We start from the raw sequence: 25603 nt of genomic DNA, 5'->3' as shown, positions 1-25603 counted from the left end.
CTTTTTGCTAATTGCCCTTATACTTGTGTGGTTACATTCCTATACCCTAAATATTGTCAATTTTTTCGGGGTCAACTGCGAGGATCAAATTGTGTTAGAAGCCTATCGTAAACATGTTGCTGAACGTGCTGCCCAAAGTATTCCACCTAAGCCACTTAATGCCGAGCAAGTTGCTGGCCTAGTAGAGTTGTTAAAAGCACCTCCTGCTGGTGAAGAACAAACATTGTTAGAGTTGTTATCTGAACGGGTACCCCCTGGAGTAGATGAAGCCGCTTACGTAAAAGCAGGATTTCTCACAGCAATCATTGAAGGTGAAACCTCATCACCTCTAATTGCTAAAGAGGCTGCCATTCAATTACTAGGCAACATGCACGGTGGTTATAACATTATTACTCTAGTGGCGGCCCTCGATGCCCCAGAATTAGCCGAATTGGCTGCTGAAGAACTCAAGCATACCTTGTTAATGTTTGATGCTTTCCACGATGTGGAGGAAAAAGGCAAAGCCGGTAATGCTTATGCTAAAGACATAATAAAATCTTGGGCTGAGGCAGAGTGGTTTACCTCGCGCCCAGAGATGCCAGAAAAAATCACTGCGACAGTTTTTAAAGTGACAGGTGAAACTAATACCGATGACTTGTCACCTGCTCCTGATGCCTGGTCACGACCCGATATCCCCTTACATGCTCGTGCTGCCTTTAAAATGACCCGTGATGGTCTTGAGCCTGAAAAACATGGTGAAGTGGGCCCGTTAAAACAAATCGAAGACATGAAAGCCAAAGGGCATCCAGTTGCTTTTGTAGGTGACGTTGTTGGTACTGGTTCATCCCGTAAGTCTGCAACCAACTCTGTTTTGTGGTTCTTCGGTGAAGATTTACCCGGCGTGCCTAACAAACGTGGCGGCGGTATTTGTATTGGGAGTAAAGTGGCGCCGATTTTCTATAACACAATGGAAGATGCGGGAGCCTTGGTTTTTGAAGCCGACGTTGAAAAGATGAATATGGGTGATGTGATTGAAATCTTCCCCCTAGAAGGAAAAATTACCCATTCAGAAACAGCTGAAGTATTAGCCGAATACCAATATAAGTCTGATGTATTGTTAGACGAAGTGCGTGCTGGTGGTCGCATCAATCTTATTATTGGTCGTGGCTTAACTGAAAAAGCCCGTGAGTCATTAGGACTCGGTCCTTCTGATTTATTCCGCAAACCTGAGCAACCTGCAGATACAGGTAAAGGTTATACCTTAGCGCAAAAAATGGTTGGCCGTGCCTGTGGTGTAGACGGTATACGCCCTGGTACATATTGTGAACCTAAAATGACCACTGTTGGCTCACAAGATACTACAGGTCCCATGACTCGTGATGAACTAAAAGACTTAGCGTGTTTAGGTTTTACTGCTGATTTAACTATGCAATCCTTTTGTCATACAGCCGCTTATCCCAAGCCAATTGATATTGAAACTCAACATACGCTGCCTGATTTTATTATGAATCGTGGTGGTGTATCGCTGCGTGCTGGTGACGGGATCATTCACTCTTGGTTAAACCGGATGTTGTTACCTGATACTGTAGGTACAGGTGGTGATTCACATACTCGTTTCCCGCTAGGTATTTCTTTCCCTGCTGGGTCGGGTTTGGTGGCTTTTGCTGCTGCTACTGGCGTGATGCCACTGGATATGCCTGAATCCATATTGGTGCGATTTAAAGGTGAAATGCAGCCTGGTATCACCTTACGTGACTTAGTGCATGCCATCCCTCTATACGGTATTAAACAAGGTTTATTGACCGTTGCCAAAAAAGGTAAAGTGAACGCCTTCTCGGGTCGAATTTTAGAAATCGAAGGTCTGAGCAACTTAACGGTTGAGCAAGCGTTTGAGTTGTCTGATGCATCTGCCGAGCGTTCAGCTGCGGGTTGTACTATCAAACTTTCTGACGAGTCTATCGCTGAGTACCTTAACTCTAACATTACTATGTTACGTTGGATGATCAACGAAGGTTACGGTGATGCCCGTACTTTAGAGCGTCGTGCTCGTAAGATGGAAGAATGGTTGGCAAAACCTGAGTTAATGCAAGCAGATGCAGATGCAGAATATGTAGAAACAATTGAAATAGACTTGGCAGAAATTAAAGAGCCCATATTATGTTGTCCGAATGACCCAGATGACGCCAAAACCTTGTCTGACGTCGCAGGCAACAATATTGACGAAGTCTTTATTGGTTCTTGTATGACAAATATCGGTCATTTTCGCGCCGCAGGTAAACTGTTGCAACAGTTTGAAGGCAGCTTACCCACTCGTTTATGGATGTCACCGCCTACCAAAATGGATCAAGCACAGCTCACCGAAGAAGGTTACTACGATATTTATGCCAAAGCTGGGGTACGTCTTGAGATGTCTGGTTGTTCACTGTGTATGGGTAACCAAGCGAGAGTTGAGCCTAACTCAACAGTGCTATCTACCTCGACTCGTAACTTCCCTAACCGTTTAGGTGATGGCGCAAATGTGTATTTGTGTTCAGCTGAATTGGCGGCAGTCGGTGCAATTATGGGGAAAATCCCTTCTACTGAAGAATACATGTCTTATGCGAGTAAGATTGAGTCTATGTCTGCTGAAGTCTTTAAGTACCTAAACTTTGATCGCATGGATGCATTCAAAAAAGCCTCAGATGCAGCCAAAGCTAATATTATCCCTGCGCTTAATATTGCTTAGAGTTTACCTACAACATAACAACCGGTATTGCCCTTTGGATGTGCCGGTTTTTTTATGTTTGCGGTCACTCATCTGAACTTTTTGCTCGTTTTCTATTCAGATGATTAACTATTTTTGATTAGGATGAATCATGGCACTTTTTGTAAAGACTATATTGGCAGTCGCGGTAGTTACTTTATCCACTGGCTGTACTAAAAGTCACGTAAGGCAATTTGTTGGCAGTGCAGTTGCCGATGGTGCAGATACGGAGGTCAAATATAATGCACTCGAATGTAAAACCTTGCAGCAACGATGTGTACAGGGAGACTTTCAGGAATGGGAAACCAGCAATAAAGATATGGGATGCTCCTGCAAAAAACTGTAATCTATTCACCTCACTTTCATTAAGTAATCACCATCATGACTATTTTTCGATTTCCGCTCATAGTTATTTTATGCAGCTTTTTTACCAGCCTAAGTTTTGCTAACGCGGGTGATATTGTATTTTCACAGATTCAGGTCAAGGTTAAGCAGCAAATGTATCCGTTGGAATATGCCAATACCTTTGAAATGCGGGCTCAAGGTTTAATGCACAGAGAAAATATGTGCAAAAGCTGCGGCATGTTGTTTAATTTTGAACAACCTAGACAAGCCGGAATGTGGATGAAAAACACCCTTATCCCACTCGACGTGGCGTTTATACGTGCCGATGGAAAAATTACCGATATCAAAGCAATGCAACCCCATGACTTATCTACCACAAGTGCATCTCAGAAAGTGCTATATGCTTGGGAAATGAATCAAGGTTGGTTTGCGAAAAACGGTATCCAAGTAGGGGATACCGTTGTGATCCCAAAGAAAGACTCTAATCTATAGTTTAGGACTCACCCTAGCTTGGGTGAGTTGTTCAAATTCATAAGCGGCTTGCACAAGTACAACTTCAGATAATTTGGCACCCACAAAGCTAATGTTGACCGGCATATGTTGCACTTTCCCCATAGGCACAGTGATATGGGGATAGCCGCTGACAGCCGAGGCCGAGCCAGCTGATCCCATATAGTTGTCGCCGTTGATATGGTCTATTTTCCAACCAGGAGCTGTGGTGGGGGCAATGAGAAAATCCACATTATGTTTGGCTAAGGTGGCATCAATACCCTGTACACCTGTGAGTAGCTTGCTATTGGCGAGTGCATCTAAATAGGCCTTTTCGTTTAGATTAGGTGCGGCTTGGGCTGCAATAAATATTTCTTGAGCAAACACCGGCATAGTACGAGGGCTAAACTCGATGTTTTTAGCAATGGCATCTTCAAGGCTTTTCAAGGGGGCCTTTGATTGGGTTAAATACTGATTTAGATCCGCTTTAAACTCTGCTAATAAAACAGTGTATTCGGCGTCACCCCATTTTCCCTTAGTCTCAATATCCGCATTATCCACTATTATGGCTCCGGCTTTTTCAAACACCGCCAGTTGTTGATTAAATACCTGATCCAGTTCTGGGTGATAACCCATCATATTGCGCATCACTCCAATACGTTTACCTTTAAGGCCCCCTAATTTTAAGTGCTGACTTAAACTGATAGGTGCTAATGCAGCATCATCCATAGGATCCTCACCCATCATAGCTTCTAACATAATCACTGCATCGGTTACGGTGCGAGTCATGGGGCCTGCGGTATCTTGGGAATGGGCAATAGGGATAATGCCGCTGCGGCTAAGTAAACCTAAAGTCGGTTTGATACCCACTATGCCGTTTACTGCGGCAGGGCAGGTGACTGAACCATCGGTTTCGGTTCCCACAGCTAACAATGCAAAATCGGCCGCTATGGCTGCGCCCGAACCTGCGCTTGAGCCGCAAGGTGAACGAGTAGGATCATGTGGATTCAGGGTTTGTCCATACAAACTGCTCCAACCGCTGGAGGATTTTGAGGAGCGAAAGTTGGCCCATTCCGACAAGTTCGCCTTACCTAAAATCAAGGCATCTTCAGCAATTAAACGGGACACTACGAAAGCATCTTGTTTAGGTTTATGTTCACGCATAAGCCAAGAACCAGCGCTATTGACCATACCTTTAGCATCGATATTGTCTTTTAGTAATACAATCGCTCCAAACAAAGTGCCCAAAGGTTTTTTGTCATCTAGCTTAGTTTGTATTAAAGCAATTTGCTGCTTTAGGGCGGGGTTAAGCTCTGCAACTGAGTTTATTTTGTTGCCATTGGCGTCGTATTTATCAATGCGACTGAGATAGTAGTCAACTAAATCAGTTAACCTTGTATCGCCACTTTTCAACAACTCTTGGGCTTTGGCGAGTGTTAAATTAGAGAAGTTAGCTTTGTCGGCTGCATAAGTAGGTGCTGCGACGAGCAATGTGGTGATAACCAACAGTAAAGGTAAAAAACAACGCATTGTAAGAACTCAGTAAATTTAACCAAGGGGTATCTTGCCGAAAATCCTTTCAAATAGGTAGGGTTGCAAACTGACTTTTTAATGGAATCAGGAAAATAGCGGATTAAGTCGAATATACTATTCCAAAAAAGCTGCTAGATACTCTAATTTTTACTTTTTAATTATAAATAAAAACTGTTATTTTTATGAACAACAAGATCTAGTTTAACGAGTGCAAAACAGTGAGTAACACCGCGATTAATAATCTGAATGTAGCTAAGTTTGGTGGTACCAGTGTGGCAAATTTTGCTGCCATGCAAAACTGCGCAAAAATCATTCAAAACAACCCAAATACCAGAGTAGTAGTGGTCAGCGCATCGGCGGGTGTCACTAACCTATTGGTAGATATTGCCCATAAGGCGATGTCTAAAGAACAAATCAAACAAAAGTTATCTGAAATAGACACTATTCAACAAGCTATTTTGCTGGCACTTGAAAACGTTGATGAAGTGGCACCAAAATTACAACAGTTACAAAGTTCTTTGGCAGAGTTAGCCTTGCATGAGGAATTAAATCACAGGGATGATTTAAAAGACGCCTTGTTGTCTCATGGTGAAAGAATGTCTTCATTGCTGTTCAGTGCAGTTTTAAATCAATTTAGTGTCAACGCCGACAACTTTGATGTGCGCAATGTCCTTAAAACTGACAGTGAGTTTGGTCAGGCTGTCCCTAATCTAGAGCAAATCGCCACAGCGGCTAAGCAGCTGATGTTGCCGTCACTCCATGACACTGTTTTAGTGACTCAAGGTTTTGTTGGCTCGGATCAACAAGGCAATACTACAACTTTAGGGCGAGGTGGCTCTGATTTTACCGCCGCTTTGTTAGCAGAAGCATTAGATGCCGAAACCTGTGAAATCTGGACAGATGTGATCGGCGTTTATACGACAGATCCTAGGATCACCGAAGCAGCTCGTCCGTTACCAGAGTTGAGCTTTGAAGAAGCAGCAGAAATGGCTACTTTTGGCGCTAAGGTATTACATCCTGCCACTATGGAGCCTGCACTTAGGCAAGATATCAAAGTGTTTGTTGGTTCAAGCAAAGAGCCTGAAAAGGGCGGTACTTGGATAGTACGTGATTGTGTCACTGAACCTTCATACCGTGCTATTACACGTCGTAAAGAACAGGTAATGGTGACAGTTAAAACTCCTAAGATGATGTATGCGCAAGGTTTTTTGCAAAAAGTGTTTACTATCATTGCCGAACACAAACTCAGTGTCGACCTAATTACGACCTCGGAAATTTCGGTGTCTTTTACCCTTGATAACCCCGCTAACTCAGTGCTTGAGCGATTGAATCAAGAAACCATCGAAGAACTCAGTCAGTTTTGTGATGTGTTAGTGGAAGAGAACTACGATCTGGTGACTATAGTAGGTAACAATATGCACAGTGCCGCAGGGGTTTCTAGTAAAATCTTCGCGGCCGTAGCTAATTACAACCTACGCATGATTTGTTACGGAGCGAATCCCCATAACCTTTCACTGTTGGTCAATGATAGTGACAGCAAAGATGTAGTATGTGCCTTACATAAAGCACTGTTTGAATAAGCTTTCAGGCTGTCCCTTTATTCTGACGCACTAAAAGCATCACAGATGCTTTTAGTGCGTTAATCCCCCTCAAAAACTTTTTCCCTAATCCTTACATATTCAATAGTGAAGTTAACACATGAGCCGACTGGTCAAGTGGGCTTAGTAAAGATAATGGTAACTTGTCGCTTTGAAGGCGTGTGATTAACTTCCCCCCTTAAAACTGGATTTCTTCACTTTTATTTTTCCAGTCTTTCTTTAACTCTGTGATAACACCAGCTACTTATAAAATGATTTGGGCGGTGGAAAGAGCCTGTACAACTTGTGTTCCTCTTAACTCTGTATCTATTTTAGATATTCTTTGGGTCTTTGAATTTATCTTAATTTAAGGGGGTTCATATTTTTAATGTGAAATAACAATCAAATTTAAGTGGTTCCATCAAATGTATTGCAGTTTGAAAGATAGTTTACGAAGGTGACGAATTCCCCTATTTAATGTTGCTGAATTGTTAAAATAATGTTTAAATTTAATCTTGTTTCACATAAAGATACATTTAGGGGCATGTAATGAGTTTAAAATCAGCTTTAATTAGTTTTTGTATTCCTTTTTTTGTTGTTAACTACGTGAGTGCGGGTGTTGTGCTTGAGGAAGTGGCTGACGTTGATTCTAGTAATCAGGCCGGTTGGTGGGTTCCTTTGGCATTATATGGAGATGAAGCGTACTTCGCATATAATTCAGTGGGGTCAATAGGTAGTAAACATAAGGTAAAGGTAGCCAAACGTTCATCAACGGGGACTTGGGTGTCCGGATTCTTAAAAAATGCCGACGGTAGCATTTGGGAACACAGTGATGACAACGGCCATGATCAACCTACAATCGCGGTTGATGGCGATGGTGATATTCATGTATTTGCCGATCATCATAATGATGGGTGGCGATATTTTCGCTCTTCTAGTGCAACGGATGTCAGTGATTTACTGAAACGGTCTGACATTGTAAACAGCACTGGTATTTACACTTATCCGGTAGCCACTACAGCACCCAATGGTGATATTTATTTAATTGTAAGGGATACCAATGGATCGGATATTGGCAAAGGGCAACTATTTCATTGGAACAACAATACAAATGTTTGGACTCGTTTGGGGACTTTTGCCAGTCAAACCAACACGCGTGTTTATCCTGATGATGTAGTAGTCGATAATAATGGTGATGTGCACATTATCTGGGAATGGTCCTATGGTCATCCTAGAGCAGATAGACATTACGGAAGTTATTTAAAGTATGAACCCGATACGGGCTTGTTCAAAACTGCCAATGGCAGCACTGTGTCTGCACCAGTAAACTTGTCCACGCCTAATATATTTTATCAGGGATTAGAGATCGGAGAGTCGTTCACTTCAGCGGATGTGGGCAAGGGAATTCAGTCAGCCAAGTTAGCTCTTGGAAGTACAGGTCGTCCCAGTGTGGTGTATCGTTTTCGCACTGATGATGCTAGTAGTGGTGGCCGGGATTATGAAGTTTTTCGTATTCGTTGGAACGGCACCAATTGGGTAGATAAGACCAATTTATACAATATTCAAGATACTATTGCTGCCTTAGGACATACTATTGTTGGTGATCGCGTAAGAGCTTATTTTGTCAGTAACGATAAACAGTTGCATGTAGCTGAAAAAATAGGCGGTGGCGACTGGAATACCTACACCTTGTCTAGCGACAAAGCTATTGAACGGGTAAATGTTAAGGTGAAGAACAGTGATGAAGACGTGGTTTATGCGACCGCCCCCACCTCCATTAGTGCCAGTTCTGGCAAGTTGTATGCTTTATTTGTCGAAAACGATCTAACCGATATTCCTGTACCTGTCATTCCTACGACTTATGAAGCAGAGGATTTGTATTGGACAAATACAGCTACTGTGAGTGTTATCTCTGATGGCAGTGCCAGTGAAGGCGAGTATCTCATGTTGCAAGATAATGGAGTAAATGACTGGGTGGAATTGACTTTGCCCAATGTTGAAGTAGGTACCTATACAGTGAAATACAGTTACAAAACTCATAGTATTCGCGGTATTGCACAAACGCGTTATGAAGGGACGGATTTTGCCGTGGCGGTTGACCAATATGATGCTGGGGTAAACTGGCCAATAGCTACATTAGGCACTATTAATGTAACCACTGCCGGTGATAAATTACTGCGATTTACGGTGACTGGACAAAATCCAAGTAGCTCAGGTTTTAAAATATCCATTGATAAAATTATGCTTGAGTAGACAACCACTCCTAAGCACTCAAAGTAATAAAATGGTGACAGCGAAGGCCCATTAAGTGCTTTTACATAAAGCACAGTTGAATAAGCTTTCAGGCTGTCCCTTTATTCTGACGCACTAAAAGCATCACAGATGCTTTTAGTGCGTTACCCCCCCTCAAAAACTTTTAACATAACTCACTTACAGCTGAGCGTTAATATGCTGAACTTCGTCGCATTTCTCTTAAAATCCTAACACTCACCATAGTAGTATTCACAGTTGGGCAAAAGTACCTCTACTCAATCATTAAGGATAATTTAATGAATAAGAAAACCTTATCAGGGTTCATCGTCTTATTTTGCTGCGTTATGCTGACTCCATTCGCGCAAGCTGCAGACACCAAAGAAACAGACAAAAGAGCCGAGTATATTCGGTCTCATTACGCTAAATATGAATACCAAATTCCTATGCGTGATGGAGTGAAATTGTTCACTTCGGTTTATATTCCCTACGACAAAGCAACTCAATACCCAATGATGATGCAACGCACTCCCTACCGTGTTGCACCTTATGGTGTCGATAAATATAAAACTAAATTGGGGCCAAGTGAAATTTTCGAAAAAGAAGGCTTTATCTTTGTTTTTCAAGATGTGCGCGGCAAATTTATGTCTGAAGGTGAGTACGTCAATATGCGTCCACAAGACGCACATGACAGAGGTGGTAATGCCACGGATGATGCCACCGACACTTACGATACTATCGACTGGCTAGTAAAAAATGTGCCGAATAACAATGGTAAAGTAGGCATGTGGGGTACCTCTTATCCGGGTTATTACACTTCTGTTGCGGCTATCAATAGCCATAAAGCGCTTAAAGCGATTTCACCTCAAGCTCCTATTGCCAACTGGTTTTATGATGATTTTCATCGCAATGGCGCATTTTCTACACCAATGGCCTTTATTTTCTTCGACACTTTCGACAAACAGCGCGAAGGGCAGTTTGCTTATTGGCCAAAAGGAATGGATTCAATCACTCCAGATGGTTATGAGTTTTTCCGAAATTTAGGTCCATTAAGTAACGTTAATAAAAACTATTTCAAAGGTGAGCGACCGTTTTGGAACGAATTAACTGAGCATCCAAATTATGATGAATATTGGCAAGCGCGTAATGTGTTACCCCATCTTGATAATGTAAAACCGGCTACCTTAGTCGTAGGTGGTTGGTATGACACCGAAGATCTTTATGGACCTTTGGCCACCTATCAAAGCATGTCAAAAGCGAATAAAAAGGATAACGTCCACCTCATAATGGGACCTTGGTATCACGGTCAATGGAATGCCAAAGACGGTAGCAAGATGGGTGAAGCAGAATTTGGTTTTAATACCAGTGAATGGTTCCAAGAACGTATTCTATTACCCTTTTTTAAACAAAACCTAAAAGACGCTAAGAAGGACAAAGACACTAAAGCTGAATCTTTGGCTCAAGCGACTATGTTCGAAACGGGTGCTAATCGCTGGAGAGAGTTCGATACCTGGCCTCCCAAACAAGGCAAAGATGTGGTGCTCTATATGGGTGCGAACGAAAAGCTGCTTGAGAGCAAAGAGTCTAATGGTGGTTCAAGCGATTATATAAGCGATCCAAATAAACCTGTTCCTCACTCAGATAAAGTAAGCCGTGGTTGGGATCGCCCTTACATGGCAGAAGATCAACGCTTTACTGCCCGTCGCACTGATGTGTTGGTTTTTAATGGCGACGTGGCTACCGAAGACCAAACCATAGCTGGCGCTATTGATATTAATTTATGGGTCTCTACTGACCAAAGTGCAGGTGATTTTGTAGTGAAATTAGTGGATGTATTTCCTGGCATGGATGAAACCTCCAACAAAGTTGACAAAAAAACCGGCAACCGTCACGAATTAGTGCGCTGGGGCATCATTCGTGGACGCTTCAGAAACAGCATGAGTACGCCTGAGCCCTTTGAACCTAATAAACCTACCTTGGTTAAATTTGAATTGTATGATGTTTTACATACCATCAAACGAGGGCATAAGTTACAAATTCAGGTACAAAGCAGCATGTTCCCTTTTATGGACATGAACCCACAAAAGTACGTCGACAATATCTTTAACGCTACAGAAGAAGATTACGTGAAGGCGCAACACAAGGTGTATCACAGTGAAGAATACCCAAGTTCAATAAGCTTTAAAGTGATTGACCAATAAACTTAGTGATTATTGATAAAAGAACAACAATTAACGCCTAACTGGGCGTTTTTTGTTTTTAGGGGAAGTTATATGATGAGACGACTGTTGAACTAACAGCCATTAGCCGACATTGCAGATAGTTAATATGGCTGTCTCTGAATAGCAGGAAGCAGTCGTTGCTCTTGGCTTAAAATCAAAAGCACGCTTCGCGCCATCATCCCTGATGTTTTTGTCTCGAATCCCTTCGAGCCAGTTACTTTTTTTCAACAGCAAAAAATAAGTAACCAAAAAATGCCGCCGCTACTTAAAGTTCTTAACCGCAAAAAATGGCTTAATTTATGGGCGCCAACCGCGTTGTCGCGAAATAACGTTCTCTACGGATTTCGCTCTAATGGCGTCCCGCGTGGCGTCCACATGCATTTGCCCCTAAAATAAGCCATTTTGTGCTGAAACTTTAGAGGCGGAAACCAGTAGCGGAGCCACCAAAGCTTTGTCGGCGATAGCCGATGCTTTTGTCTTTCCCCTCGTATTTATGTTCGCCAGTTATTAGGTGAATTTAGTAGGGCAATTTGCCGGGAGCAAATTGAGTTTTCGCTCGTCGGGAACGGTCGAAAACGACCTGCTAAATTTGCCTAATAACTGGATGAAGAACATAGCCTACGAGCGGGCTTTTTTGCTTACTTTTTTTGCCTGCAGAAAAAAAGTAAGTCGCACAGAAGGGATTCTGTGTGAAAAACCATCATGGATGATGGCGCGAAGCGTGCTTTGCTATTAAAGCCTAGAGCAACGACCGCTATCTCAGTGAACTTGCCATAAGTCATAGCCAAAATCTATAACCGCTTATCGCCCTGACAGTTCAGGGCTAGACCTGTTTGAGAAAGTTTCAGGTATTATCAACGGCATAAGTTTTGGCTTATACAGCAAAGCCTAAGCTATGCAAAAAACTTAAAAATAAACCTTCTTTCTGGGGAGGCTTCTTGTCACTTAGTTTTTTCTTCGCGAGCATTTTAGCTGCATTCTTACGATAAGTATTAGCAACAGAGTTTTTTACTTCACTACGTCTTTCTTGCGCTGGGTTTGCTTTAGCAACAAAACTGGTGCGAGTAGTAGGATCCATAGATTCAAACACACCTTTGACTCGTCTTCTGCGCACATTACCAGTGGACTTGGGCGAACTACACATACGGCCTCCTAGGTGGTTACACAAAAAAAGATGAATTACCCTTAAATAGGTCACTTAGGTTTACCTTTTATTTCAATGGATGGGAAAACATAGTGATTATGTCGTTGTTTTCCAAATAAAAAGGATCTAACCCTTTTTATTTCTACTACTCATTAGATTTTAAAGTGGCGTAATACCTCTGCTAGTGATTCAGACAGTGTTTGCAACTGGGTAATGCTGGTCTCTACCTGTTTAATATCTGCTACTGACTCGTCGGCTAACTTGTTGACCATAAGTACGTTTTGAGCTACCTCTGAAGCTATAGTCGCTTGCTGACTATTGGCTGCAGCGATGCCGTGCATGCGACCTTGTATTTCGTGAATATGGTTAGTGGCATCGGTTAGTACCACTTCGAGTTTTTGCACTTGCGCCTCACCTTCGTCTGCTTTGAGGTTGCTGGCCTGCATAGAGTCATTTGCCTGTCGGGCAGTGCTTTGTAAGGTAGTGATAATGTCTAGAATATGTTGGGTCGATTCAGACGTACGGCTGGCCAGCGTGCGCACTTCATCTGCTACCACTGCAAAACCACGGCCCTGTTCACCGGCTCGTGCGGCCTCAATGGCGGCGTTTAAGGCCAATAAGTTAGTTTGATCTGCAATATTGCTGATCACGTCTAATACTTGGCCAATTTTGTCCGTTTCGCCCTCTAACTTCATAACAACTTCGGCTGCGTCATCTATTTGCTTAGATAACTCGCCTATATTGATGACCGCAGAATGTAAAACCTGGCTGCCTAGGTCCATACTGGTTTTCGCTTCGTCTGCCATGTTCATGGCATCTGTGGTGCTTTTGGCCACGTCTTGGCTAGTGTCGGCCATTTCTTGACTGGCTTTAGCCACAGATTCGACTTGCTGCCTTTCTTTGTTTACTACGCTGCGGGTGTCTTCAGTGGCAATAAACACGTCTTTAGCTGCTTGAGACACTTCTTGGGTAATCTCAACCGTATTGCGCACTAAGGTTTGAATTTTTTGCATAATACCGTTAAATTCAGCTGCCAATTGGCCAATTTCATCCTCACGGTTTACTTCAATACGTTTGGTTAGATCACCTTCACCATGAGAAATATCCTTCATGGCACTAAGCATAAAATGTATGGGTTTCATGACAGGTGCAAAAATCAAGACCACTACAACGGCCATGGCGATAAGCATTAATAAAAGCGTTACACCTGTCATCCACATTGCGTGAGTGACGGGGGTATCGGCAATGCTTTGAGGTAGCATAAAGCCAAGTTTCCAATTCATGCTAGGGTATTCACTGGCCACTTCTTGGAAAATCAACTGATAGGACTCACCTTTCCAGGTGACTTGGGTATTTCCTTGGGCATGATTACTTAATTCGGTTTTTAACTGAACAAAACCTTCACTGTTTTTAAAATGACGCTCTACCTGCTGAATATCACTGCCTGGCGGAAAGGCTTCATTAAAACCGGGAAAATACACCAACACGCCTTCATCTGTGACCAAAAAAGCATGGCCAACATTTTGATACTTTATGGTACCTAGCAGCTCTCCAAGGGTGGTAATCAGGATGTCCATCCCACCTATCCCAATAAACTCACCGTTATGGTTTACGGTTGTTTTGACTGTTGCTGAAATAGAGCCATCATTAGCGTCTACCGCTGGATTAGTCACATACAAACGGTCTTTGCCTATAGCTTCTGCCCACCACGGGCGTTTGTTAGTGTAATAATTAGGATCGCCATCATAACGTCCTTCTAAATCGAAATATTCAAAGGTATTGGCTGAACCAAAAAATACACTTTTAATGGCGGGGTCTTGATCAGAGAAGTATTTAAAGTATCTGGTAAGGTCTTGATAATCTGAATTTTGACTGATCTTACTGCCACGATCGTCATAATCGGCAAACCAGTCAAGCACCAAAGGATTCGCAAATACGCTATGAATGATCTGCCCTTTGGCTTCAAAAAATCCTTTTATGCCGGCCGCTTCGAGTTGTACTAAGGCGGTGATATCCCGATCTACTCGCGCTTGCGTGTCGCGTTTTACCTCATTTACTTGCCACAAACCATAAAGACCAAACAACACGGCAAGACTGCCAATCACACCCAATAACAAGCGGGCACGTAAAGATCGTTGAAACCACATAGACAATTAACCTTGTTCTTTTTTTATTATTATGCAGTTAGAATAACGATCTTTAATAGCGAGTGTAAAGGCTACTTTTTAGATTTAATCTGGCGCTAAAATTTTAGCGCCTGCCATTTTATGGTCTGGATGTAAATTAATTTAGCATTTAGTGAATAAAAAGGATCTGACTTAATTATTGGTAATTTGGTTATTTTCACCGTGCCCATAACTTAGGAATCTAGTAATGCTCCAGTTATTATTTGTGTTACGCCAGACCATAACGAACTTTGCTTTACCCTCACATTGTTGAGTTTCACTTTGACAGAAAAGGTGCACACCCTCGGTAATCGCTCCATAGTCCTTAATTGAAAATGCGTTAAATGACTGGTTAATTAGATTACTAGTGAATTTTCCACAGGCAAATTTTTGAGTATTGGAAATCATGGTTTCACGATCCCAAGTGACGCCACCGTTGTCTTGATAAAGCTCCATTTAGGTATTTCACCGGCAAAAACTGCGGCGTTATTTTTAAGTCTTTGTTCGCTAATCTTTTGCAAATTCGGGTCACAATTAGCGGTGATTTGCGCTGACAATAAAAAGTCGATGAGTAATAATTTATTGAATTACACCCATAGTTAACACAGTTTGGTTTAACTCATCAGCGATTAACCACCTAACAGCAAACATAACCAGAAGGTTACTCATTACTAATATATAGGTTATTGCCGGGGTAATTTTATTAAAAAGTCAGTGTAGAAAGTCGGCCAACTAAAAGTCAAGCTTTCGGTGAGAGGCATTAAATGGAGACAGGGTAATGGGGGTAATGGGAGTGATGAAGCGCGCGCCTCATCACTCGATAACTGCTAAAAAGTGGGGCTTCAGCTTACTTATCTGTAGAGGGATTTAATAAAATTGGCTCACCAAAGCCTAACTCGGCCATACGCGGTAATTGGGTCTTGGCATCGCCGACAAATAACCAGATCATTTTATTAGTATCTAGATATTTTTTAGCTAAGCTTTTGACTTCTTCAACTGTGATCTTGTTGACTATTTGTTCGCGCTGCTTCACATAATCAACTGGCCAGTTGTATTTGCTTATGTTGTCTAATAAGGCCAATTTTGCCCTTGCGGTTTCAAAAGCTCTGGCATTGCTTTTAATTAAAAAGCTTTGGCTATTGGCTAAATCTTCTGGTGAATACTTATCAGCGTAGTCTTCAAGGATCTGTTTGATCAACTGGGCCGACTCTAAGGTTACGTTAGTGCGCACTTGGGTAAAAATTCTAAATGGCCCCGGGTCTTGGCTGCCTGAAAAGCTAGAATAAATTCCATAGGTATACCCTTTGCCTTCCCGTAGTTCTTGGGTTAGCTGAGATGCAAAGCTACCACCGCCTAAAATGTAATTCATAATAGTCGCCGGATAATAATCTGGGTCTGTTGCTGCAAGGGCAGGGTAGCCAATGTTTACCACTGTTTGTTTGGCATTAGGCACGTCAAAGAAATAAACCTTGGCTTGTTGCGGCTTAGTCACCGAGGCTAATTTAGGGGAGTCGACAGTGACAGACTGCTTCGTTTTTAGCTGCGACAAGGCGGCTAGCACAGGCTTTTTATCTATTGCCCCCACCACATGTACACGGGCCTGATTTAGTGCCATATTTTGCTGATAAAAAGCTTTTACATCATCTAGGTTGATGGACGCCACTGATTCAGCGGTACCTAAGATATTGTGAGCGCGAATATGTTTTTTACCGTAGATAAGCTGTTTAAAGTGATCTTCTGCAATATCTCTAGGATTGGCTTGTTGCTGCTGCATTTGCGCAATAGTTTGTTGTTTAATCAAGCTAAATTCGTGTTTATCCCAACGGGGCGTTAGCATTATTTCTTTCACTAAGGCCATGGTTTGTTCGAAATTTTTAGCCAGAGTATTCACTCTTACTCGTATATCTTCTTGGTTTGCTTCGACATTTATGGATGCACCAAGTAACTTAATCGCATTTTCTAATTCTGCAGGGGTTTTATCTAGGGTGCCGCTGGTGAGCATTTGCGCCAGTATATTGCTAACCCCCACTTTATCAACAGACTCTAGTAGTTGGCCGCCGTCTAACACAATTTCCATATCCACTAAGGGCACTTCATTTATTTCAATACCTAACACTTGCATGGCACCAAGCTGAGCTTGCCATATGTTAGGTACCACAGCCTCGGCTGGTGCGCCATAATCTGGCTCTTTAGAGCGATCAAAGCTTGAAGGGGTTTTTACATAGCTAGCAGCGACTTTAGGATCGACTTGTTTTTCGGCGCCTTGTACGACTTGCTCTTCGGTGACGTTTGCTTGGCGTGAGCCTTCAACTGCTAATGCCACTTGGCCTTTAGGCACAAAACTGGTGAGCACATAATGCTTGTTTTTAATGTATTGGTTGTAAACCCGTTTTACGTCTTGGCGAGTAACGCTTAAGATGGCTTCGATTTCTTTGCTTGCGTAACCCGGATCGCCAGTATAAATATTGTAATAAGCCAGTTGTGCACCCTTACCCAATACACTAGAAAGTTGGTTGTAAAAATCTGTCTCTTGGCTGGCTAAAATACGTTTAAGATCTTGCTCTGAAATACCGTCCTTTTCAAAAAGCGCAAAGGCTTGATCTATGCCTGCATTAACTTCATCTAAATCTTTGTCTGCATAAGCTCTGGCAAACACAAAGCCTTGGCCTGACAATTCACTGGTTTGATGGTAGATAGCAGGTCTTGGTACCAGTTTTTTACCTTCTACTAATACTTTATAAAGGGGCGCTGATTTACCTTCTGACAAATAGGCAAACAATACATTAAGGGCATAAGAGTCAGGGTGAAATTGCTCAACAGTGGGGTAGACTCTGGTCAGTTGTGGCTGATTGGCAAAGTTATCTTCATGGTATAACTTTTTAGTTTGTTTAAGCTTAGCGGCACGTTTTTTTAGTGGGGTGATTTTGTCGCCTGCTTTAATTTCAGCAAAATATTTTTCAACCCATTTTTTTGCTTGTACTGGATCAAAATCACCGGCTAAGGTCAAAGTGACGTTATTTGGTACGTACCAACGCTTAAAAAACTGTTTAACGTCATCTAAGGTCGCAGCTTGCAGATCTGCCAGCGACCCAATCACTTGCCAATGATAAGGGTGGTCTTGGGGATAGAGGTTTTGATCGATCACAAGCCAGTTGTGACCATAAGGGGCGTTATCACTGCTTTGGCGTTTTTCGTTTTTAACAACCTGTTTTTCTTTTTCCAAAACGGGTTCTGTGACTGTATTGATAAACCAGCCCAGTTTATCCGCTTCAGCCCAAAGCATCTTTTCTAAGGCATCTTTGGGCACAGTTTGTAAATAATTGGTTTTATCTCTTGAGGTAGAACCGTTAGCCCCAGAACCACCAATCTTTGCAGACAGTTTATCTAAGCCACCTTTTCCTAGGTTCTCTGATTCTAGAAACAGTAAATGTTCAAACATGTGCGCAAAACCAGTGCGCCCCTCCGTTTCACGGGCTGATCCTACGTGTGCAGTTAAGTTGACAGCCACCACGGGATCAGAGTGGTCAATATGCATGATCACTTGTAAACCATTATCTAAAACAAACTTCTGATAATTGACCTGAAAATTCGGTTTATTGTGGTCTTCTTGAGCCGATATGTTGTTAACTATAGTGAAAGTACTAGCCAAAAGAACTAGATAGGAGATTGCTTTTTTCATTTGGAACCGTTATTTAATTGGGGGCAAATCACCGTTTAGATAATTGCATATTTAAGGAAAGACTAAAAGTGAGTTCGGGGCACTGCCTATGGCGTTATTGTTAGCGTATTTTTCCTAAACCCACTGCGATACAAATTACACCACCGACCATACCTAACCAAGCTTCAATTGGTGTATCGCCATTGAGTGCTCGACTGAACTGAGCGCCTGCGGAGTCAAATACGTTGTAACCCCACAAAGCTAAAGCCATACCAACAACAATAAGTACAATGCCGAGAAGTTTGTTATTCATATTTATCCTTAGAGTTTGAGCATTAAACACTCTATTAGTGTTTGCAATTTAGATTGCCACAAAATGCTCAGTTAATCGAATAAGATCTGCTGGTGAGCTACTAAGTCACTTTATACGCTGTCAAAAGCTTTAATCAAAGGCTTTAGGTGAGCCTCAAAATGTTTCCATTGCTCTCGCGCGCTAGCGTTTATTGGTTGACGAACCTGTTCTGAACTTGGGGTTTTAATGGTGCGTTTCGTTTTGTAAAACTGCAAACAGGATGCTTCGAAGGGTAACTGACAAAAATCTAATAGGCGTCTGACTTGGGTCTCTAGATCATCAATTACGTCTTCATGTTGCACTTTTAATACAAAGCCAGGTAATACGTTATCCCAGTGTGTCATTAAGGACTGATAAGATTGGTAATAATGGATGAGATTGTCAAAGTCGTAAGAAAATTCTTGTCCCTCGGCAAATAACTGCTTGTAACCACTGAAACAACAGGCGATAGGATCTCGTCTAGCATCAATTATTTTGGCTTTGGGCAATATGGACTTAATTAAACCAATATGCATAAAGTTATTGGGCATTTTGTCTATGAAAAATGGGGCACCTTGGCGGTAACATCGGGTATCTGCAATAAATTGTTGTCCAAAACGAGCAAAGTATTCGTTGTCTAATTCAGTCACAACCTTTGGGTAGCCGCTTTTACTGCCTCTTAACCTTGCCGCCAAGCCTAGTACATTGTGCAACTCCATGGTGCCATCCACTTGTGAATGTGAGGCTAATATTTGTTCTAACAAGGTAGAACCTGCTCTAGGCAGGCCCACTATAAAAATGGGATCTGGGCTGTGATCGCCAACATCTTGGTGCCTTTTAAAATAATCTGCGGTGAAGACCGATTTTTGTGCCTGCATTTGTTCGCTTAACTTAGCGTTTGAGTAATGATTATTTTGATTTTTTAAGGCATTGCCATTTTTATAATAGTTAAATGCGCTGTCGAATTGTTGACGATCTTCATAGGCTTTAGCCAAAGCAAATTCGAGATGAACTTTATCGTCTATGTCAATTTCGACCGTTTCAAGTTGTGCCTGCATCTGGGCGAGTTCGTTATCGGTAAATCTATAGGTTTTAGTGTTGGCTAAACTCCAATAGGCATCACCGAAGTCAGGGCGTATTTTGTAGGCGAGTTGATAAGCTGCAACTGCTAGGGCAATTTGCCCATTTGCTTTATAAGCATGGCCAAGAAGTAATTGAATGCCTGGTAAATCGTTACGATCTTCTAAGATCTTTTGGTAAAGACTAATAGCTTGCTCAACTTCACCCAAGCCCACCATAGCGCTGGCTTTTGCCGCAAGATATTGGTGATTATTGGGATGTTCGTCTAGTAAAAATTCAGCTTGTAATTTGGCTTGGTCAAACTTGCCCAATTTAGATAATAGTTGCACAAGTTCTGCTCGTGCAGCTTCGTGGTGAGGATATATTGCGACGCAGCTATCCAATAAGAATTCGGCTTCATGATAGAGTTTTAATTTGATGCCAATTTCAGCTAAAAGCAGCATGGCTTCATCATGATGTTTGTGTGTTTGCAAAAAACGCCGACATACTTTGTCAGCTACAGCCAATTTCCCTTCATACATGAGGTCTCGAGCTCCACGAATTTCCGCGGGTAATTGCGTGAGATAGTTGATCCGTTGATTCGCTAATTTTTCGCCTTCGTTATGATTCAATTCAGCGTATAGAGGGGCGAGTTTCTGCCAGCTAGATAATAATGCGGGGTTAAGCCGAGTCGCTCTAGAAAACGCGGTTGCTGCATTAGGTTTATTGCCTGCACTTAAAAATAAATAGCCATTTTCTTGGTGAGCACGGGCGTGATTTGGGTCGGTAGCTATGAGTTGTTTAAGAGTGTCTGCTGCTTCTTTTATTAAACCTTTTGTACGTAAAGTAACGGCTAAAAAATACAATACTTCTACTTTTTCTTGCCCATCATCAATTTCATTTAGTGCTTGCCGTGAAAGTGATAGGGCGTTGTCAGTATTGCCTGATTGAAGTGCACGTTTGATGTCGTCAATCTTGATGTCATGTGTACTGACGTTTGTTACCACGTGTTATCTCCATATGATTTTATTTTTTGAGTAATGTTGGCATAAATTGCCTAGGGGATTTTTTACTAGATAAAAAATAAAGGCAAGCTAAAAGCTTGCCTTTATTAGTAGGGCAATTCACCCTAACGCACTATCCTAATAGAAATCGTAAGACAGTCTCATTCCTATTGTACGAGGACGGTTAGTAACCACTTTGGGCGTAAATTGCTGTGTATCTATATAAAGTACCGCACTTTCGTCAGTGAGGTTATCTATATAAAACTCGGCTTTCCAGTCATTTTTAGTGATACCAACAGATAGATTGGCAATGGCATAACTTTCTTGAATGTAGCGTCCGCCTTGGAAAACATCGCCATTCGAGTCTGTAAATGAGGTGCCATCATAAGTGGCAGCTTCATTCTGAATCGGTAAACCAGAGCCTGTACCGTATATCAATCGTGTTGCGTCTTCAGTTACATAGGCATCCATAGACATGCCAGCTAAACGTTCACCTGTATAGCTAACCGATGCATTCACATAACCATCGTAACCATTATCAAGTTCGAAATAATAGCGGGCGCGAATATTCCCCGAGAACTCAGCAGAGTAAGGTAGTTGTGCACCCACACCTGGAGCAATACCAGCAAGTTCAGCATTAACACGGGTTAATTCGGTATCGAGTACACTAAAGGCCGCGTTGATAACTAAGTTATCTGTTGCTAGCCATGTAATATCCGCATCTACACCTTTAATTTCTGCGTCACCCACGTTATCAGTGAATACTAAGAAGCTGATGTTGGTGGGGTCATAACGTGAAGTTTGTAAGTCGGTAATTTCAGAATAAAAAGCAGTCGCATTTATCCGTACAATTCCATCTAAAAAGTCACCTTTCATGCCTAACTCAAAATTATCCAGACTATCGGTAGTAGAATAAACAGGGATCCTAAAACCTTCAAACGCACCACTTTGATTACTCGCAAGGTCACCACCTTGACGGTTGGTAACTGGCGGTCTAAATCCTTCTGAATAGGTGGTAAACAACAGTATGTCGTCGTTCAATTTATAGTCTAACGAAGCTTTAAAAATAGTATCGTCAACGGTTAACGTACCGCTATCGTCTAATAAGCTTACATCCAATTGGCCACTTTCAATGGCTGCTTGAAGTACCCCTGGGCCATCACCACCTGTTGCTAAGTCTAATTCTGCAGGGTCTTGAGTACCAAATGCGCGAATTCTACGACTCACATCAGTACTGGTTGTTGAGCCTTTAAAAATGTCATCAATTTGATACCAGCGTGCGCCCAAAGTAGCGGTTAGCTTATCTGTAAGATCGTATTCAATCTGACCAAATACTGCAACTTGTTCGATGGTGTGAGTTACATCGTTAACAAAACTAATGCCAGACTCGAAAGGTCCGCCGTCAGAATTAATACCTTCACTACCTGGAAGTGTTCTAGCAAGATCAGGGAACTTATCTGTATTGGCAATATTGAATTGACCTACGGTTCCCAGTTCTTGATCGTCATAGAAGATACCAGCAGTCACGCGCCAAGCATTATCTACATCTGTATTAAAACGCAACTCGTGCGTAATACGCGACGTATCTGTTTGTTCTTTATAATATTTAGTGGGGTCTAAGCAGCGCTCATCTTCTGCTGCAACCGATGAACCGTATTGGCATACATAATAGGCTGAGAACAAACCGCCGTTGGTATAACCCGTGTAATCGATAGTAGAGCTGATTTCACGGTCTAAATAACCACCTGTGTAAACAATATCAAGCTTGTCTAAACGACCTTTCAAAGTCCAAGTGGTGAGTCCGAATTCATCATCATTATCTTCAGGAATAAAACGGTTAACAGAACTTTCACCTTCAAGGTTAGGATCGTAAGAAAATACCCCTTCGGTTTCTAGCGACTGCGCGGTGTGTTGCAGCAACAATGACCAATCATTATTGATTAAATAGGACATACCGACTCTCACACCTGCATAAACTGCATCGTTAGTATCATCTTCTACTAAAGTGCCATTTTCAGGTGAAATTATAGGCGTATTTTGTGGGTCGCTTAACACGCCACCTGATATTCTATCAATTACAACGGCACTGCCTATATAACCACCTTCACCAGGCTTGTTGAGGATATTGTCAATCCATCCACCTTGCTTGTCATTGTAAGCAACTACGCGTATGGCTAACTCATCGGTAGGCGTAAAGTTCATAAAAGCTTCGACGGAATTACTCATTTCGCCGCCTTTTGTACTACCTATATTCACATCCATGCCACCGGAAAAACCGGTGTGATCAGGTTTTTTACTGATCATGCGCACTGTACCTGATTGTGAACTTGCGCCGAAAAGTGTGCCTTGTGGACCAGGCAGTACTTCGATGCGTTGCATATCGGCAGCGTAAACGTCTAAGTTTCTGCCTTGCATGGAAACGGGTTGTTCGTCGAGATAAAACGCTACTGAGGGTTGTAATGCCTGTACTGAAGAGACAGAAATATTCGTTTGTGTGGTGGCTGCACCTCGGATATAAATCTCATTTTGACCGGGGCCAGTGCCCTGGAAAACAACGTTTGGAAGAAACTCTACATAATCGTTAAAGCTTTCTACACCCAAATTTTCCAATGCTTCGCCGTTTAATGCTGAAACAGATACAGGTACATCCTGTATTGATTCAGTTCTTTTCGTAGCGGTAACTTGAATAGTTTCTATTTGTGCTTTTGCTTTTTTTTCTTGTGCTATCGCTGGATTTAAAGCGAGTGCTGTGACTATTGCGCAACTTATTTTTGTTCTGTTCATGTGATAAGAACCTTTTGGCTTTTGTAAACATTGCCCAGGAATAAGAGTGACTCCTATTCCAATGTTTACAATATTTAGTTTCAATACAAATTTTTTATTGACGTGGCAACTGCGACTATACCAGATTCTAGCGCCATTTTCTAAGGGGATTCCCAGCGAAGACTTTATTCAGGAGTGAATAAATGCATTGCATTCTAATTATAAGCCTAGTTTAAAATAGCTAATGGATAGGTTATATTGCGACTTAATAATTAGATTTACAGGCTTACTTAAGTGGCGCTAACTCGAATAGATCAACATCTCAATCGTCCCGTTTTTTATCTTTCTTCACTTTCAATTTTAGCTTTAGTTATCTTTGCGTTGATTGCGCCACAAATGGCCGATGTGTTTTTTACTGAGCTCCAAAGCACTATTATCGAAAATGGCAGTTGGTTTTACGTGGTGTCGGTGGCTATCATTCTTCTTACCGTGCTCTATGTCGGATTTTCTAGTTTTGGTGAAATACGCCTAGGTCCAGATCACTGTAAACCTGATTTTTCTTTGCCTACTTGGCTATCAATGTTGTTTGCAGCAGGGATGGGAATTGGGTTAATGTTTTTTGGTGTTGCCGAACCTGTCATGCACTTTTTATCACCTCCAACGGCGACCCAAGGCACAACCGAAGCTGTGCGTGAAGCCATGAAAATGACCTTTTTTCACTGGGGATTACATGCCTGGGCAATCTATGCAGTAGTTGGATTAATCTTGGCCTACTTCAGTTTTAGGCTCAATTTGCCGCTTACTTTACGTTCTGCTTTATACCCCATGATTGGCGATCGTATTTATGGATGGGCGGGGCACACTGTGGATATTCTTGCTGTGGTTAGTACAGTGTTTGGGATTGCGACATCGTTGGGGTTGGGCGCCGCACAGATTAACTCAGGATTGAATTATTTATTTGATCTAGAAGAGTCTGTACCTGTGCAAATTTATCTGATGATTGGCATTATCGCCGTCGCTATTGTGTCGGTTGCGACTGGATTAGATAAAGGTATACGACGCTTATCAGAGTTGAATATGATTTTGGCTATTGCCTTACTGCTCTTCATCTTAATTTTAGGCCCCACTGTGTTTTTGCTCACGGCCTATGTGCAAAATACTGGCGCCTATTTGTCTGATATTGTGCGAAATACTTTTAACTTATTTGCCTATGACAAAACCGATTGGATTGGCGGCTGGACCATTTTTTACTGGGGCTGGTGGTTAGCATGGGCTCCTTTTGTGGGGCTTTTTATCGCGCGTATTTCACGCGGACGCACAATTCGAGAATTTGTGATGGGGGTGTTAGTGATCCCTACCGCTTTTACCTTATTCTGGATGACAGTATTTGGTAACTCAGCAATTGATCTTATTTATACTCAGGGTGTGGATAAACTAGGCGATATGGTCAGTACCAATGCACCAGTGGCGCTCTTCGTGTTTTTAGAGAATTTTCCATTTCAACAGCTGTTAAGTTTTATCGCAACTTTGATGGTAGTGGTGTTTTTTGTGACGTCATGCGACTCAGGGGCAATGGTGGTCGATATGCTATGCTCTCATGGTAAAAACGACACACCGGTTTGGCAACGTATATATTGGGCCGTTGGAGTAGGGCTGGTATCTGCAATCTTGCTGACTGCTGGGGGACTAAATGCGTTACAAACTATGACTATTGCCACGGCTTTGCCTTTTGCCATCATTTTATTACTATCGTTGATAGGGTTGATAAAGGCATTACGTATAGAAACCCACAAAAAAGCCAGTTTGGCCATGAACTTGCACCCACATCCACCTACAACAGATAGCGGATGGGAACAGCGGCTTTCGGCAATAATACAATTTCCCAACAAAACCGCGGTCACTCAATTTATTGATGACACAGTGCGAAGAGCCCTAGAGAGTGTCAGTAAAGAATTGGCTAATAATCAGATTGAGTCAGAGATTGTTAGCGCAGAAAATATGTTGAGCTTGAGTGTGCAGCACGGCAGTGAATATTCTTTTTCTTATGGTATTAAGTGCGAAAAATACCTGCAGCCTAGTTTTTCACCGGATAACGAAGAGTCTCAAGAAAGTGCCGACGATCATACCTATTATCGAGCAGAAGTGCATTTGGCTGAAGGCGGTCAAGATTACGATATTATGGGGTGGTCGAAACAAGCCGTGATTAATGATGTGATTGATCAATACCATAAACATCTACATTTTTTGCATCTGTTGCGTTGATATTCGCTTTGGGTATTTATTAGCAGATATTGGCAGACTCTGTGCCAGAAAAAACGTCGGATCCTTGTTGGTTTTCCGT

Annotated in this window: 15 protein-coding genes; 7 read left to right on the top strand and 8 right to left on the bottom strand. The window is 42.1% G+C overall.

Going from position 1 to position 25603, the window contains the following annotated elements; all coding sequences use genetic code 11:
- Positions 1-91 precede the first annotated feature (91 nt).
- The 3 genes from acnB to AAC000_RS21110 all read left to right on the top strand — a co-directional run bounded on the left by acnB (position 92) and on the right by AAC000_RS21110 (position 3559).
- Positions 92-2704 (top strand): bifunctional aconitate hydratase 2/2-methylisocitrate dehydratase, encoded by a 2613-nt coding sequence (acnB, locus tag AAC000_RS21120; RefSeq protein ID WP_339725647.1) that lies wholly within the window; start codon positions 92-94, stop codon positions 2702-2704.
- A gap of 130 nt (positions 2705-2834) precedes the next feature.
- Positions 2835-3068, top strand: coding sequence for a hypothetical protein (locus AAC000_RS21115; protein WP_339725645.1), 234 nt, complete (start codon positions 2835-2837; stop codon positions 3066-3068).
- Positions 3069-3103: 35 nt separating this feature from the next.
- The gene (locus tag AAC000_RS21110; protein ID WP_339725644.1) at positions 3104-3559 is read left to right on the top strand and encodes a DUF192 domain-containing protein; all 456 of its coding nucleotides are present in this window, start codon (positions 3104-3106) and stop codon (positions 3557-3559) included.
- On the opposite strand, the gene AAC000_RS21105 is transcribed toward AAC000_RS21110, so the two are convergent.
- Positions 3554-5086, bottom strand: a complete 1533-nt coding sequence (locus AAC000_RS21105; RefSeq protein WP_339725642.1) for an amidase — start codon at positions 5084-5086, stop codon at positions 3554-3556. The genes AAC000_RS21110 and AAC000_RS21105 overlap by 6 nt on opposite strands.
- Before the next feature lie 221 nt (positions 5087-5307).
- Here AAC000_RS21105 and lysC point away from each other — a divergent pair, with 221 nt between their 5' ends.
- The 3 genes from lysC (at position 5308) to AAC000_RS21090 (ending at position 11117) form a co-directional block, all read left to right on the top strand.
- Positions 5308-6669 carry a lysine-sensitive aspartokinase 3 gene (lysC, locus tag AAC000_RS21100; protein WP_339725640.1) on the top strand — a complete coding sequence of 454 codons (1362 nt, stop codon included), beginning with the start codon at positions 5308-5310 and terminating at the stop codon, positions 6667-6669.
- A gap of 546 nt (positions 6670-7215) precedes the next feature.
- Entirely contained in the window at positions 7216-8919 is a 1704-nt protein-coding gene (locus tag AAC000_RS21095; RefSeq protein WP_339725639.1) for a BNR-4 repeat-containing protein, read from the top strand.
- Between the two features lie 296 nt (positions 8920-9215).
- Entirely contained in the window at positions 9216-11117 is a 1902-nt protein-coding gene (locus AAC000_RS21090) for a CocE/NonD family hydrolase (RefSeq protein ID WP_339725638.1), read from the top strand.
- Positions 11118-12012: 895 nt separating this feature from the next.
- On the opposite strand, the gene AAC000_RS21085 is transcribed toward AAC000_RS21090, so the two are convergent.
- From AAC000_RS21085 to AAC000_RS21055, 7 genes are all read right to left on the bottom strand, one after another.
- On the bottom strand, positions 12013-12282 hold the full coding sequence (locus AAC000_RS21085; protein WP_339725636.1) for a hypothetical protein: 270 nt from the start codon (positions 12280-12282) through the stop codon (positions 12013-12015).
- 152 nt (positions 12283-12434) lie between these two features.
- Complete coding sequence (locus AAC000_RS21080; protein ID WP_339725634.1) at positions 12435-14429, bottom strand: methyl-accepting chemotaxis protein; 1995 nt, start codon at positions 14427-14429, stop codon at positions 12435-12437.
- Positions 14430-14600: 171 nt separating this feature from the next.
- Positions 14601-14903 carry a hypothetical protein gene (locus AAC000_RS21075; RefSeq protein ID WP_339725632.1) on the bottom strand — a complete coding sequence of 101 codons (303 nt, stop codon included), beginning with the start codon at positions 14901-14903 and terminating at the stop codon, positions 14601-14603.
- A 391-nt stretch (positions 14904-15294) separates the two neighbouring features.
- Positions 15295-18126 carry a pitrilysin family protein gene (locus tag AAC000_RS21070; protein ID WP_339725630.1) on the bottom strand — a complete coding sequence of 944 codons (2832 nt, stop codon included), beginning with the start codon at positions 18124-18126 and terminating at the stop codon, positions 15295-15297.
- Positions 18127-18226: 100 nt separating this feature from the next.
- Positions 18227-18418 carry a DUF3185 family protein gene (locus AAC000_RS21065; RefSeq protein WP_339725628.1) on the bottom strand — a complete coding sequence of 64 codons (192 nt, stop codon included), beginning with the start codon at positions 18416-18418 and terminating at the stop codon, positions 18227-18229.
- A gap of 110 nt (positions 18419-18528) precedes the next feature.
- Complete coding sequence (locus AAC000_RS21060) at positions 18529-20502, bottom strand: sulfotransferase (RefSeq protein ID WP_339725626.1); 1974 nt, start codon at positions 20500-20502, stop codon at positions 18529-18531.
- A 135-nt stretch (positions 20503-20637) separates the two neighbouring features.
- The gene (locus AAC000_RS21055) at positions 20638-23283 is read right to left on the bottom strand and encodes a TonB-dependent receptor (RefSeq protein ID WP_339725624.1); all 2646 of its coding nucleotides are present in this window, start codon (positions 23281-23283) and stop codon (positions 20638-20640) included.
- A gap of 273 nt (positions 23284-23556) precedes the next feature.
- Here AAC000_RS21055 and betT point away from each other — a divergent pair, with 273 nt between their 5' ends.
- Positions 23557-25524, top strand: a complete 1968-nt coding sequence (gene betT / locus AAC000_RS21050) for a choline BCCT transporter BetT (RefSeq protein WP_339725622.1) — start codon at positions 23557-23559, stop codon at positions 25522-25524.
- Positions 25525-25603 lie beyond the last annotated feature (79 nt).

This window comes from uncultured Paraglaciecola sp., from assembly GCF_963977085.1.
Classification (GTDB): domain Bacteria; phylum Pseudomonadota; class Gammaproteobacteria; order Enterobacterales; family Alteromonadaceae; genus Paraglaciecola.
Note: the sequence above shows the minus strand (reverse complement) of the source record. Positions and strands in the feature narration are given on the sequence as shown.